Below are 13,488 nucleotides of genomic sequence, written 5' to 3' on the forward strand. Positions count from 1 at the left end.
GGCGCCGAGGAGCACCACGGACCCCGAGGAGTCAGCTCTCCCATGCAGATTGTCGCCATCGTCGTCTCGCTGGCCGTCGCCGCCGTCGGCATCGCGCTGTTCGTCCGGGCGATCCGGTCGATCGTCGCGGTGCTCAAGGTCGGCCAGCCGGCGAGCCGCACCGACAACCCCGGCGCGCGCACGGTCACGCTCCTCAAGGAGTCGCTCGGCCACACCCGGATGCTCCAGTGGCACTGGGTCGGCGCGGGCCACTGGTTCGTCTTCATCGGCTTCGGGTTGCTGTTCTTCACGCTGGTCACCGCGTTCGGACAGCTCTTCGACCCGAGCTTCCAGCTGCCGCTGATCGGCCAGTTCTTCCTCTGGGAGTGGCTGACCGAGTTCGTGACGACGGTGATGATCGTCGCGATCGCGGCGTTCATCGGCTACCGCCTCACCCGGCCGAGCGAGCGGGTCCGTGGCACCCGCGGCCGGTTCTTCGGCTCCACCATGTGGCAGGCGTACTTCGTCGAGCTGGTCATCCTCGGCGTCGGGCTGTGCATCTTCGTGCTGCGCGGCCTCGAGTACGCCCACCTCGAGCACGCGGGCGACGACAACGCCTCGGCGTTCCACTTCCCCTTCACGTTCTGGCTGGGCGAGGCGTTCTCGGGGATGTCCACGGGCGCGATCGAGAACGGCATCTACCTCGTCGCGATGCTCAAGATCCTGATCTCGTTCGTCTGGATGATCACGATCTCGCTCAACCTCACCATGGGCGTCGCCTGGCACCGCTTCCTCGCGTTCTTCAACATCTGGTTCAAGCGCGACTCCTCGGGTCGTACGGCGCTCGGCGCGGTCAAGCCGCTCACCTCCGCCGGCAGGCCCGTGTCGCTCGACGACGTCGAGGAGCTCGACGAGGACACCGTGCTCGGCGTCGGCTCGATCGAAGACTTCAGCTGGAAGGGCATCCTCGACTTCACCTCGTGCACCGAGTGCGGCCGCTGCCAGTCGCAGTGCCCGGCGTGGAACACCGACAAGCCGCTGTCCCCCAAGCTGCTGGTCACGGCGCTGCGCGACCACGCGCACGCCAAGGCGCCGTACCTCCAGGCCGCCGAGGACGCCCGCCCGGCGCTGCTCGCGGGCAGCGACACCCTGACCCGCGAGGTCGAGCGGCCGCTGGTCGGCGACACCGGCGACGAGTGGTTCTACCTGCCCGACGACGGCTCCGCGGTCATCGACCCGGACGTGCTGTGGTCCTGCACGTCGTGCGGTGCCTGCGTGCAGCAGTGCCCGGTCGACATCGAGCACGTCGACCACATCGTCGACATGCGCCGCTACGCGATCCTCGTCGAGTCGAACTTCCCCGCCGAGCTCAACGGCCTCTTCAAGGGCCTGGAGAACAAGGGCAACCCCTGGAACATGTCGCCCACCGCCCGCCTGGACTGGGCCAAGGGCCTCGACTTCGAGGTCAAGGTCGTCGGCGCCCCGTCCGATCAGGGGGGGATCGAGTCGCTGGACGAGGTCGACTGGCTGTTCTGGGTCGGCTGCGCCGGCGCCTACGAGGACCGCGCCAAGAAGACCACCCGCGCCGTGGCCGAACTGCTGCACCTGGCGGACGTGTCCTTCGGCGTACTCGGCAACGGCGAGACCTGCACCGGCGACCCGGCCCGCCGCGCCGGCAACGAGTTCGTGTTCCAGGGCCTGGCGCAGCAGAACGCCGAGACCTTCAAGGAGCACCGGGTCAAGAAGGTCGTCTCGACCTGCGCGCACTGCTTCAACACCCTCAAGAACGAGTACCGGGACTTCGGCGTCGAGCTCGAGGTCGTGCACCACACCCAGCTGCTCAACCGGCTCGTGCGCGAGGGCCGGCTGACGCCGGTGCGCGACGGCGCGGGCGCGCACAAGCGGTCGATCACCTACCACGACCCCTGCTACATCGGCCGCCACAACGGCGTCTACACGCCGCCGCGCGAGCTGCTCCAGGTGCTACCGGGCGCGGAGTACGTCGAGATGGAGCGCAGCTCCGAGCGGTCCTTCTGCTGCGGCGCCGGTGGCGCCCGGATGTGGATGGAGGAGAACCTCGGCGAGCGGATCAACGTCAACCGCACCAAGGAGGCGGTCGGCACCGGTGCCGACCAGATCGCGGTCGGCTGCCCGTTCTGCCGGGTGATGCTCTCCGACGGACTCACCGCCCAGCAGGCCAGCGGCGAGGCGCGCGAGGAGGTCGAGGTCCTCGACGTCGCGCAGATGCTGCTCGCGTCGGTGCGGGGCGAGATGGCGACCAAGCTCGCGCCGGGCTCTGGCGCGGCCGCGGCGCCCGCTGCCGCGCCGGTCGAGACGAAGGCCGAGCCGGAGGCCGGCGACGAGACCATCACCGCCGACACGGTCGTCGAGACCGAGGACGCCGGCCCGGCCGCCAAGGCCAGCGGCGGCTCCTCACTCTTCGACACCCCCGCCCAAGCCAGCAGCGGCTCCTCGCTCTTCGACACCCCCGCAGAGCCCGCGGGGGAGGTGGTCGAGGAGAAGCAGCCCGCGACCTCCGGCGGGTCGCTCTTCGACACCCCCGCCCAGCCGGCGGGAGCGGCGATCGAGGAGAAGCCGGCCGCGTCGGCCGGCGGCTCGCTCTTCGACATCGGCGCGGACGAGCCGGCCGCCGAGCCCACCACCGAGCCCACCGCCGAGGAGAAGGCCCCCGCCCCCGAGCCGGAGGCGACGGAGAAGCCGAAGGCCGAGGAGCAGCCCGCTGCCGACCTGGGTGCGGGCGGCTCGCTCTTCGACATCGCTCCCGCCGAGTCCGCGTCGCCCGCGGCCGGCGCGCAGGAGCAGGCCGAGCCGGAGGAGCCCGAGCCCACCGACAGCGGCAAGCCGGACCCGGTCGCCCTGAGCCAGGCCGCCACCGATGCCGCGCGCGACGAGCAGCCGGAGCCCGAGGTCAAGACCGAGACCGAGACTGAGCCCGGGGCTGAGCCCGGGGCTGGGGCAGGGGCAGGGGCTGAGCCTGGGGCAGCGACAGAGCGGTCGAAGGCTCCGCCCAGCGGCCCCGCCCATCAGCCGAAGACCGACGTCGACATCAACGAGTCCGGGTCCCTCTTCGACCTCTGAGCTCACCGACCCGACCGGGTCGTCCGCCTCTGGCGGGGCTAGAGACCGCCCTCAGGCGGACGACCCTGTTCCTCGACCACGACCGGCCGCAGCCGGGCCCAGGCCAGGAAGGCCACGCCGAAGGCGAGCATCGCGAGGCCGGCCCACAGATTGGCGCTCGCGTCGCCGGTGCCGTTGTCGCCGGCGCCGAAGATCCCCATCACCGTGAGGATGACGCCGTAGACGCCGATCAGGCCGCCGATCACGTTGCGGATGTCGAAGGCGCCCGCGGTCTGCTGGTTGCGTGCCATGGCGTGCTCCTCAGAAGGCGAAGTTCAAGACGACGACGATGACGAACGCGATGCCCGCGAGCGGGATCGTGCGGCGGTACCACGGGTAGGACGCCTCCTCCGGATCCACCAGATCCTCCCGCGGCGTCTCGGAGTAGACCAGCCCGCGCAGCTCCGAGGCCGGCTTCGGCTTCGTCGCGAGCGAGACCACGATGCTGAGCACGACGTCGACCACGAAGGCGACGCCGGCCGCGACGAACGACGCCCCCTGGCCGCTCAGCGGCAGGGCACCGGTGCTCCAGGAGCCGAACGCGTCCTCGCTCAGGAGGGCCACGAGTACGGCGGACAGCGTGCCGGCCGTGAGGCCCACCCAGCCGGCGGTCGCCGTCATCCGCTTCCAGAACATGCCGAGGATGAACGTGGCGAACAGCGGGGCGTTGAAGAACCCGAACAGCGTCTGCAGGTAGTTCATGATGTTCGAGAAGTTCGACGCCAGCTGGGCGGTGAAGATCGCGATCACGGTCGCGGCGACGGTGGCGTAGCGGCCGATGCGCAGGTAGTACTGGTCGTCGCGGTCCTGGACGACGTACCGCTCCCACAGGTCGTAGGACAGGACCGTGTTGAACGCCGAGATGTTGGCCGCCATGCCGGCCATGAACGCCGCGAGCAGGCCCGCGATGGCCACGCCGAGCAGTCCGTTGGGCAGCAGGTCGCGCATCAGGTAGATCAGCGAGTCGTTGAACGTGACGGTTCCGCCGGCACCGCCCGCGACCGCCTGGCCCTCCTTGGTCTTGACGATCTCGGTCACGAGGACGGCCGCGATCATGCCGGGCAGGATCGTGATGAACGGGACGAACATCTTCGGGAAGGCGCCGATGATCGGGGTCTTGCGGGCCGAGGAGATCGAGTCGGTCGCCATCGCGCGCTGCACCTCGACGAAGTTCGTGGTCCAGTAGCCGAAGGACAGCACGAAGCCGAGGCCGAACACGATGCCGACGACCGAGAGGAGGTCGGAGGAGAAGCCGGTGAGCGCCGTACCCGGCCAGGAGTTGAGCTGCTCGGAGGCGCTGGCCGAGCCGCCCACCCCGGCGTTCTCGGTGATCTTGTCCTTGAGGCCGCCCCAGCCGCCGACCTCCTGGAGGCCCAGGATGGTCAGCGGCAGGAGGGCCGCGACGATCACGAAGAACTGCAGCACCTCGTTGTAGATCGCCGCGCTCAGGCCGCCGAGGGTGATGTACGACAGCACGATGACGGCGGCGACGATCAGCGCGACGGTGAGGTTCCAGCCGAGCAGGGCCCGGATGATGCTGCCGAGCAGGTAGAGGTTGATGCCCGCGATCAGCAACTGCGCGACGGCGAACGAGATCGAGTTGACCAGGTGGGCGCCGGTGCCGAACCGGCGGTACATGAACTCGGGGACCGAGCGCACCTTCGAGCCGTAGTAGAACGGCATCATCACCACGCCGAGGAAGAGCATGGCCGGGATCGCGCCGATCCAGAAGTAGTGCACGGCCGGCAGGCCGAACTGGGCGCCGTTCGCGGACATGCCCATGATCTCGACGGCGCCGAGGTTGGCGGAGACGAACGCCAGGCCGGTGACCCAGGCCGGCAGCGAGCGGCCGGACAGGAAGAAGTCGAGCGAGTCGGAGATCTGGCGGCGGGCCAGGAGGCCGATCCCGAGGACCACGGCGAAGTACAGGGCGACGATCAGGTAGTCGACGGCGCTCGCGTCGATGATCGTGGTCGCCAGGACGGTCGGACCTTGCATGCGTCGCGCCTTTCACACCCGAGGATGGACCATCGGAGGCCGTGCCCGGTTGCCGAGGGCGACAAACCTGGGGCGCCGGTCCGGCTGTCGCGTGACGTCACCTCGGTGTTGACATGACACCATTATGGTGTCATTATGGTGCGCATGGACATCACGCCGTACGTCGAGAGCCTCCGCCGCGACCTGCTGGCCGCGGCCGAGGCGGCCGGCCCGGAGGCCCGGGCCGCCACCGAGCGGCTCGCCTTCGCGCTCGACCCCGCCGCCCGGCTCGCGCTGATGGAGGCGGTCTCCCAGGCCGCCGCCGAGATCACCGCGGAGATGCCGGCGGGCAGCGTGGACGTCCGGCTCAACGGCCGCGAGCTCGACTTCGTGGTCGACACCGGGCCGACCCCCGCCCCCGAGGCGGCCCGGCCGGCACCGACCGACGAGGAGCCCGAGGACGACGGCAACGTCGCCCGGATCACCCTCCGGATCCCGGAGGCGGTCAAGGCCAGGGCCGAGGAGATGGCCGCGCGGTCCGGAGGCTCGCTCAACACCTGGCTGGTCAACGTGGTCCGCGCCGCCACCCGCGACGGGGGCGCGATCAACGTCGACCTCGACCTCTCCAGCATCCCGTTCCTCGGCGGCACCGACCCCTTCGGCGGCAGGCGCGGCAACCGCCGGATGACCGGCTGGATATAGCAGCGCCCCACCCGACCTCTCGGGCCCGGCAGCACGCCGGTCCCGTCGATCGGCACACTCTCGACCTGTCCGCAGGAGGACGACATGACCGAGCACCACTTCGAGACCCCCCGTCCCGTGCGGCTCTTCACCGAGGTCGGGCGGGGCAGCGTCCAGGTCACCGCGACCGAGACGACCCAGACCCGCGTCGAGGTCACCGGGCGCGACGCCGAGCACGTCGTGGTGCGCCAGGACGGCGACTACCTCACCGTGGTGGCGCCGAAGCAGCGCGGCGGGCTCTTCGGCAACGAGAACCGCCTCGACGTCGCGATCACCCTGCCGACCGGCAGCCACCTGACCGTGCGCACCGGCAGCGCCGACATCTCGACGTCGGGGACCGTCGGCCCCACCCAGCTCAAGAGCGGGTCCGGCGACGTGGCGCTCGACGTCGTCGACGGTCCGCTGGTCGTCGAGACCGGCTCCGGGGACGTCCGCGTCGAGCACGCCGGCGCCGAGCTGAAGCTCAAGAGCGGCTCGGGCGACGTGGTGGTGCGGGAGGCCTCCGCGAGCGCCCTGATCTCCACCGGCTCCGGCGACGTGCGGCTGGGCACCACCCGGGGCCCGGCCGTCGTGAAGACCGGCTCCGGCGACCTGAAGGTCGACGCGGCCGGCACCGACGTCACGATGACGACCGGCTCCGGCGACTTCGTCGTGAGCGCGGCGCGGAGCGGCCGGCTGACCGCCAAGGGCGCGTCCGGCGACGTCCACGTCGGCATCCCCGCGGGCGTGCCCGTGTGGACCGACATCTCGACCGTCACCGGCGAGATCCGGTCGAGCCTGCGGGGCGCCGGCCAGCCCGAGGACGGCGCCCCCCACGTCGAGGTCCGGGCGAAGGTCGTCAGCGGCGACGTCGTCCTCACCGAGATCTGAGCACGTGTTTGAGATGCGGAACCGAGAGGAGTCAGACCATGGAGCTCAACAGCCCGACCGTCGAGGCCGACGCCAACCGCAGCGAGATCGCGGAGCGAATCGCCCGGGCGCGGACGCCGAAGATCCCCGCGACCACCCACCGGCACCTGCTCGCGCAGCGGCTGCGCCGGTTCGCCGACCGCGTGGACAGCTAGCTGCGCATCGCCACACCCCGGCGCCAATACCCCATGAAGGCGACCTGGCGGCGGTCGACGCCCAGGTCCCTCACCAGCACCCGGCGCAGGCCGGTGACCAGGCCGGACTCGCCGGCGATCCAGGCGTAGAGGTCCTCGAGGTCGTGGCCGACCACGGTCTGCCCGGTCTCGACGTCCTCGCCCGAGGAGGAGTACGTCGGGGTCTCCCAGAGGTCCGGGTCCACGTCCTCGGGCTCCTCGTCCGCGCCGGAGCCGGCGCCCAAGTGCGCCAGCACCGCCGCGCTGAGTGCCGCGCCGTGCGGCTGCGCGTCACGGGCCAGCCAGACCACCTCGACCCCCTCGGGGTGCTGGACGGTCTGCACGTCCGCGGCCGTCGGCACCTCGAGGAACGCCGCACCGGTGGCGCTCCAGGGGAGCTGGGAGAGTGTGGCGCAGATCGCCGGCACGGCGGTCTCGTCGCCCACGAGCAGCAGGCGCCTCGCCGTACCGGGGTCGAACTCGATGCCGCCGTAGAGCTGGCCCCGGCGCGGCCCCATCAGCACCAGCCGGTCGCCGATCGCCGCGCGGGCCGCCCACGCGCAGCCCGGCCCGACGTCGCCGTGGTCGTCGGGATGCACCACGATGTCGACGACCAGCCGGGTGTCGGCGCCCTCGCCGCGCACGTCGCGCACGGTGTAGGTGCGCATGTGGCCGCGCTCCTCCTCCGGGCGCTGCAGCCAAGTGTCGAACCACGACTCGTCGGCGCCCTCGAACGACGGCGGCGGGCCGCCGGGCACGCCGGGGAAGACCAGCTTGATCCGCTGGTCGTAGAGCGGGCCGTCCACGCCGAACTCGGCGAGGCAGGCACCGCCCAGCTCGACGCGCACGAACGACGGGGAGAGCCGGTCCACCCGGACCACCTCGACCTCGTCGAGGATCATCGGCAGGGAGTGGGAGGCGGTCTGGGTCATGACGGCCCTTCGCTCGACATAAAGTTAGGTAAACCTTACTTCACGGCGAGCCCTGGCGCAGCGCCACCCCCCGGATCCGCCCGTCCTCGACGAAGAGGGTCACGCCCCACCAGTCCATGCAGGACATGACGGGGTCGTACGGCGTCAGCGTGATCGCACGCAGACCGCGAAGCGGTGGCGGAGGGTCGCCGTCGTCGAACGCGCAGCCGGCGACGACGCCGGGGCGCACGCGGTACCAGCCGCCGCTGGCCGCCAGCGGACGGAGCAGGTCGGTCGGGCTGCCCCGCTCGGCGTACCCGACCGGCAGCCGCCAGGCGGCGGGGTCGGCGCGCTCGACCGGATCGAGCCAGGTCCCGGGCGCCCCGTCCTCGATCCCGGCCCAGGTGTCGCCGGCCGCGAACGGCGCCCCGAGCGACGGGTCGACGGCGAACCGGTAGAAGGCGCCCGCGATCCCCCGTCCCCGGTCGCAGGGACCGAGCCGCGGGTCGATGGCCGCGGTCCGGATCCGCACCTCGGTCGAGGGTCGCAGCCGCTTCCCCGACTCGGGGTACTGACGGACAACCGTGCCCGGCCGGGTGCCGCAGTCGGTCAGGACCGGCCCGCCCCAGGACGAGGACGCGCCGGCCTCGCCGAGCCGCTCCCCCGCCGTACTGCTGGGCAGGCCGAGGACCAGCGGCATGACCGCTGCCGCCACCGGGAAGAGGCCGATCGGGAGCACGTCGTGGAGGACGCACGAGACGGCCCTGCGGTTGACCCGGACCGACCCGGCGTCAGATCGGTGTGCAGTGACGCCCGAGTCGCGACCGGCCATGCGGGCGGTGCGCTGATCTGCGGCTCGACCGGTCACTCTCGCCGATCGTCCGAGGCCGTCGAAACCGGTGGCAGGTCGAACTCGTCGTTGGGCATTCTCAGGAGAGCGCTGCTGACGCCGAGCATGGCGATCCCGGAGGCGATCCATGCTGCCGCCGGTGCGCCGTTGCCGAGGCCGAGGGCGCCTCCGCCGAACTCGATCACGGGACTGATGGCCATGAGCACGGCGAGCGGGCGCGGCCCCACGTCGGCTTTCCAGAGCAGGACGCCGGCGGCGATCCTGCCGACGGTGATGAACAGGAGCGTGAACAGGAGCGTCCAGCCGAACGGGCTGCTGTCGAACGCGTCGGCCAGCGTGACGAGTTGGCCCTGGCCGAGGCCGTTCTTGAGCCCCAGCCAGACCATCATGTCGACCGGCGGGTTGAAGGTGCCGGCGAGAGCACCGAGGATGCCGAGGGTCCCCAGGATCGCGGTGAAGAGCGGTTTGGTGCGCCGGCAGACTACGACCAGCGCGATCACGCCTGGCACGAAGGTGAACAAGAACAGCGGCGCGATGTCGAGCAGGGCCCGCATCCGGTCGGGGTCCTCGGCGATGCCGGCGACGTTCTCGGCCGTGCTGCCGCCGAGCGGGTACGGGTTGAGCGCGTTGGAGATGCCGACCGTGAGCCAGCCGATCGGCGCGGACAGGGCGAGCAGGATCCGCCAGTAGCTGCGGGTGTCGCGAGTGGCGCGGACGGCCGTGGCAGGGGGTATGGGGGTGGTCATCGCTGGGCCGCCACTCGTGGCTTGAGATCGCCGTCGGCGAGCGCTCCGAGCGCCGCACCGAGGCCGCCGACCACGATGCCGATCGCGGCGCCTTGCTGGCCGGTGAACACCATGATGATGGCCGCGACCACGTTGAGCACGCCCACGGCGACGACCGCTGGCTTACCCCAGGTCTGGGTGGTGGCCAGGCCGACTGCAGCCGCGGCACCCGCCAGGCCCAGGACCGCCGCGACGACGCGGTACGGGATAGCGGCATCGGGCTCGAAGACGGCGCCGAGGTTCATCAAGGTGAAAAGCGCGGTGACGGCGACCGCTGCCCACGTGAGGATCTTCATCATGGTCTCCTCCGAACGGGTGTCCGAGGGGTTCGGACAGGTTTGGACGAGGTCGACTCTGGTCCGGGTCGTGTCCCGCGTGCAGAGTGTGGTGTCCCGCCGAGGCCGTCGAGGTGTCCCGGGTGGTCGTGAATCGGGTCCCGGCGATCCGGGACGTGGGGCGATTGCCCGTCTCACGGGCGGCGCGGGATGCTACAAGGACTGTGATCGCCGCGGTCCGACTCTTCGCGACCCGCCAGGCCCCAGCTGTGGCGGTGGTGGTGCTCGTGCTGAGCGTGGCCGGCGCCGGCGCCGCGCTCGTGGCGGCCCGCGCGCTGACCGCCACGCCGTACGTCGATGCCGGCGACATGGTCTACGTGGCCTGCCAGGTCCTCCCGTACGGCGTGGTGGGAGCGGTTCTGGTGGCGCGACGCCCGGACCTGCCGTTCGGGTGGCTGCTCTGCCTGGCCGGCATGTCCCTGGTGGCGATGCTCGCGATTGCGGGTCCCTCGATCATCGCGCTCGATCACGGGAACGGCGGCCAACTCGCGGTGTGGGGACTGACCGCCGGCTCGCTGATGTTCGTGCCGGTGGCCCTGGAGGGCCTGGTCAACACCCGGTTCCCCTCGGGTACGCCGACCGGTCGGTGGGGCCTGATCCTGGACCGAGCCATCGTCGTCGGCATCGTCGTCGGAGTCGTCGGCGGGGTGCTCGGGGACTCGGCAGTGCGGGCGATCTACCCGACGGGGCCACCCGGCGGTGCGAGCCGTTTCGTCGACGGCACCCACCTGGTGGACATCGCCAATCTGACCGTGGTGGCGGTTCCGGTGGTGATCCTGCTCGGCATCGTCGCCGGGATCGGTGTGGTGGTGCGGTTCGTCCGGTCCGAGGGCGTGGAACGGCTCCAGCTGAAGTGGCGCGCCGTGGGTGTCGTCGGGGCGCTGGCGCTGTTCCCGCTCGTGGTCACCGAGGTCCTGCCCACGGTCGTCGAGGATGTGATCCAGGACGTGGCGCCGTTGTGGTTCGTCACCACGCTGGTGGTCCCGGTGCTGCGCTACGACCTGTGGGCGATCGACTCGATCATCCGCCGCTCGGCAGTCGCGACGTTCGCCTCTCCGGCGACTGTGGTGGAGAACACCGTCCGGGTGGCGGCCGAGATGCTGCGGCTTCCATATCTCGCGATCCGACGCGATGGCCGGGTACTGGCCTCCTGCGGCGCTGCACCCAACAGCACCATCGAGACCTGGCCGGTTCTCCTGGACGGCGAGACGGTCGGCGAGCTGATGGCGGCGCCTCGCCACGGCTTCGATCAGATCGCCGGGCCTGACCGGCAGGTCCTGGCCACGATCGCGCAACTGGTGGGCGGCTCGGTGCGAGCCGAGGCGTTGACCGTCGACCTGCTGGCCGCCCGGCAGCGGCTGGTCACCACCCGGGAGGAGGAGCGCCGCCGGCTACGCCGCGACCTCCACGACGGGCTCGGACCACTCCTGACCGGACTCGGACTCAACCTGGACGCAGCCTCCGCTCAACTCGGCACGGCAAACGCCACGGCCACGAGCTACCTCGACCATGCCAAGCGAGCCTCGTCCCAGGTCATCACCGAACTCCGCGAACTGGTCGACGGCCTACGTCCACCCGCCCTCGACGAACTCGGACTCGCCGGCGCCATCAAGCTCCACCTCGAACCACTCGCATCCGATGCCGGGATCGCCCTCGACCTGCGTGTCCCCGAAACCGTGCTGCCGGCCGCCGTGGAGGTGGCTGCCTTCCGCACCGTGGTCGAAGCCGTCACCAACGCCGCGCGACATAGCGGCGCACGCCGTGCCCGTGTCGAGCTGGACCAGGACACCCGCAACCTGACCGTGACAGTGACCGACGACGGCCCCTCCCGGACGGCCTGGCACGCAGGTCTCGGTCTCGCCGGGATGCGGGAGCGCGCCGAGGAGCTCGGCGGCACCCTCGAAGCCGGACCCACTCCGCACGGCGGACGGGTCCGGGCGGCCTACCCGCTGGGAGTCGGGCGATGACCACGATCGTGCTCGCCGACGACCACCCCCTGGTCCGGCAAGGGCTGCGGGCGGTCTTCGACACCACCGACGACATCGATGTCGCTGCCGAGGCCGACAACGGCCACGACGCCGTTCGGCTCTGCGTCGAGCTACAGCCCGACGTGGTGCTCATGGACCTCCAGATGCCCGGCCTGCACGGGATCGACGCAACCGGTCAGTTGCGCAAGGCAGCCCCCGGGACCGCCGTCCTGGTCCTCACCATGTTCGACGAGGACGACACGGTGTTCGCCGCCGTCTCAGCCGGAGCAGCCGGGTATCTCCTCAAGGGAGCCGACGGCGCCGATATCATCGCCGCCGTCCGTGCGGCCGCCGCCGGCCAAGCAGTGTTCGGCGCGGCTCTCGCCCGACGACTCCATCACTGGTTCGCCCGGCCACCCACCCAACGAGAGACCCCCTTCCCGGAGCTCACCAACCGCGAGCGAGACATTCTCGACGCAGTCGCCACCGGCCTGACCAACACCGAGATCGGCGCCAAGCTCTTCCTCTCACCCAAGACCGTCGCCAACAACATCACCGCGATCCTCGCCAAACTGCACATCGCCAACCGCCCCGAGGCAATCGTCAAAGCCCGTGATGCCGGACTCGGCCGACGTCCGTAGCAGGACTGTTCCTGGCGAAGGTGCGCATATCCCTGGTAGATGCGGTAGATGCGTTGTACGAAGCCCGGACGACGACGAAGGGTGGCGCGAGCCTCTTTCGAGGCTCCGGGATCAGATCGGCGTGCGGTGGAAGTTCTGGAACGAGCGCGACGGCGTCGGCCCGCGCTGGCCCTGGTAGCGCGAGCCGTACTTCGCCGAGCCGTACGGGTGCTCCGAGGGCGAGGAGAGCCGGAAGAAGCAGAACTGCCCGATCTTCATGCCCGGGTAGAGCTTGATCGGCAGCGTCGCGACGTTCGCGAGCTCGAGCGTCACGTGCCCGCTGAACCCGGGGTCGACGAACCCTGCGGTCGCGTGGGTCAGCAGTCCCAGCCGGCCGAGCGAGGACTTGCCCTCGACCCGCGCCGCGATGTCGTCGGGCAGCGTGATGACCTCGTAGGTCGACCCGAGCACGAACTCCCCCGGATGCAGGATGAACGGGTTGTCGCCCTCCGGCTCGACCATCCGGGTGAGGTCCGACTGGTCGGCCGCGGGGTCGATGTGCGGGTACTTGTGGTTGTCGAAGACCCGGAAGAACCGGTCCAGCCGCACGTCGATGGACGACGGCTGGAGCATGCCGGGCTCGTACGGGTCCAGGGCGATCCGACCCGCGTCGATCTCGGCCACGATGTCGCGGTCTGAGAGCAGCACGCTCGCACCCTACCGGTGGGCGCCGCGTCCATCCGGGGTCCATCAGGGTCCATCAGGGTCCATCAGGGTCCATCCGGCGGCGTACCCGACCCGAGGCGTCCGGCGCCCGCGCCGATCGACTAGGATCGCCGCGACCCCGGCCGACCGGCCGGAGTCATGCGGATGTAGCTCAGTTGGTAGAGCGCGACCTTCCCAAGGTCGATGTCGCGAGTTCGAGCCTCGTCATCCGCTCCAACAACAAGGGGTCGTTGCGCTCACCAGCGCGACACTCTGCCCACCGTCGATGTCGCGAGTTCGAGCCTCGTCATCCGCTCCAACGACAAGGGGTCGTTGCGCTCACCAGCGCGACACTCTGCCCAAGGTCGATGTCGCGAGTTCGAGCCTCGTCATCCGCT

Annotated in this window: 13 protein-coding genes and 1 tRNA gene; 7 read left to right on the forward strand and 7 right to left on the reverse strand. The window is 70.8% G+C overall.

Translation table 11 applies throughout. The features are described 5' to 3' along the window. Positions 1-42 precede the first annotated feature (42 nt). Complete coding sequence (locus ACYVKX_RS05235; RefSeq protein WP_460829595.1) at positions 43-3,078, forward strand: heterodisulfide reductase-related iron-sulfur binding cluster; 3,036 nt, start codon at positions 43-45, stop codon at positions 3,076-3,078. 38 nt (positions 3,079-3,116) lie between these two features. Here the strand turns inward: ACYVKX_RS05235 and ACYVKX_RS05240 are convergent, their stop codons facing one another. Further along, on the reverse strand, positions 3,117-3,368 hold the full coding sequence (locus ACYVKX_RS05240; protein WP_460829597.1) for a hypothetical protein: 252 nt from the start codon (positions 3,366-3,368) through the stop codon (positions 3,117-3,119). Positions 3,369-3,378: 10 nt separating this feature from the next. Next, positions 3,379-5,115: a sodium:solute symporter family protein gene (locus tag ACYVKX_RS05245; RefSeq protein ID WP_460829599.1), complete on the reverse strand. Its 1,737-nt coding sequence runs from the start codon at positions 5,113-5,115 to the stop codon at positions 3,379-3,381. A gap of 135 nt (positions 5,116-5,250) precedes the next feature. Here ACYVKX_RS05245 and ACYVKX_RS05250 point away from each other — a divergent pair, with 135 nt between their 5' ends. The 3 genes from ACYVKX_RS05250 (at position 5,251) to ACYVKX_RS05260 (ending at position 6,899) form a co-directional block, all read left to right on the forward strand. Then, positions 5,251-5,796 (forward strand): toxin-antitoxin system HicB family antitoxin, encoded by a 546-nt coding sequence (locus ACYVKX_RS05250; protein WP_460829600.1) that lies wholly within the window; start codon positions 5,251-5,253, stop codon positions 5,794-5,796. Between the two features lie 84 nt (positions 5,797-5,880). Then, entirely contained in the window at positions 5,881-6,705 is an 825-nt protein-coding gene (locus tag ACYVKX_RS05255) for a DUF4097 family beta strand repeat-containing protein (protein WP_460829601.1), read from the forward strand. A gap of 38 nt (positions 6,706-6,743) precedes the next feature. Then, positions 6,744-6,899: a hypothetical protein gene (locus ACYVKX_RS05260; RefSeq protein ID WP_460829604.1), complete on the forward strand. Its 156-nt coding sequence runs from the start codon at positions 6,744-6,746 to the stop codon at positions 6,897-6,899. On the opposite strand, the gene ACYVKX_RS05265 is transcribed toward ACYVKX_RS05260, so the two are convergent. Genes ACYVKX_RS05265 through ACYVKX_RS05280 form a run of 4 tightly spaced genes read right to left on the reverse strand, consistent with a single transcriptional unit; the run spans position 6,896 to position 9,759 of the window. Next, on the reverse strand, positions 6,896-7,849 hold the full coding sequence (locus ACYVKX_RS05265; protein ID WP_460829606.1) for a siderophore-interacting protein: 954 nt from the start codon (positions 7,847-7,849) through the stop codon (positions 6,896-6,898). The genes ACYVKX_RS05260 and ACYVKX_RS05265 overlap by 4 nt on opposite strands. A gap of 40 nt (positions 7,850-7,889) precedes the next feature. Next, positions 7,890-8,696 (reverse strand): PASTA domain-containing protein, encoded by an 807-nt coding sequence (locus tag ACYVKX_RS05270; RefSeq protein WP_460829607.1) that lies wholly within the window; start codon positions 8,694-8,696, stop codon positions 7,890-7,892. Continuing rightward, positions 8,693-9,424, reverse strand: coding sequence for a DUF4386 family protein (locus ACYVKX_RS05275; RefSeq protein ID WP_460829608.1), 732 nt, complete (start codon positions 9,422-9,424; stop codon positions 8,693-8,695). The genes ACYVKX_RS05270 and ACYVKX_RS05275 overlap by 4 nt, the downstream gene beginning before the upstream one ends. Further along, entirely contained in the window at positions 9,421-9,759 is a 339-nt protein-coding gene (locus ACYVKX_RS05280; RefSeq protein WP_460829609.1) for a hypothetical protein, read from the reverse strand. Before ACYVKX_RS05280 ends, ACYVKX_RS05275 begins: the two co-directional genes overlap by 4 nt. 203 nt (positions 9,760-9,962) lie before the next feature. Here ACYVKX_RS05280 and ACYVKX_RS05285 point away from each other — a divergent pair, with 203 nt between their 5' ends. Continuing rightward, positions 9,963-11,765 carry a sensor histidine kinase gene (locus tag ACYVKX_RS05285; protein WP_460829610.1) on the forward strand — a complete coding sequence of 601 codons (1,803 nt, stop codon included), beginning with the start codon at positions 9,963-9,965 and terminating at the stop codon, positions 11,763-11,765. Next, entirely contained in the window at positions 11,762-12,406 is a 645-nt protein-coding gene (locus tag ACYVKX_RS05290) for a response regulator (RefSeq protein WP_460829611.1), read from the forward strand. Before ACYVKX_RS05285 ends, ACYVKX_RS05290 begins: the two co-directional genes overlap by 4 nt. Positions 12,407-12,517: 111 nt before the next feature. On the opposite strand, the gene dcd is transcribed toward ACYVKX_RS05290, so the two are convergent. Then, positions 12,518-13,093: a dCTP deaminase gene (gene dcd / locus ACYVKX_RS05295; protein ID WP_460829613.1), complete on the reverse strand. Its 576-nt coding sequence runs from the start codon at positions 13,091-13,093 to the stop codon at positions 12,518-12,520. A gap of 158 nt (positions 13,094-13,251) precedes the next feature. Between dcd and ACYVKX_RS05300 the strand changes: the two genes are divergently transcribed. Continuing rightward, positions 13,252-13,327, forward strand: a tRNA-Gly gene (locus ACYVKX_RS05300). Positions 13,328-13,488: the final 161 nt, after the last annotated feature.

The organism is Nocardioides hungaricus, from assembly GCF_054782915.1.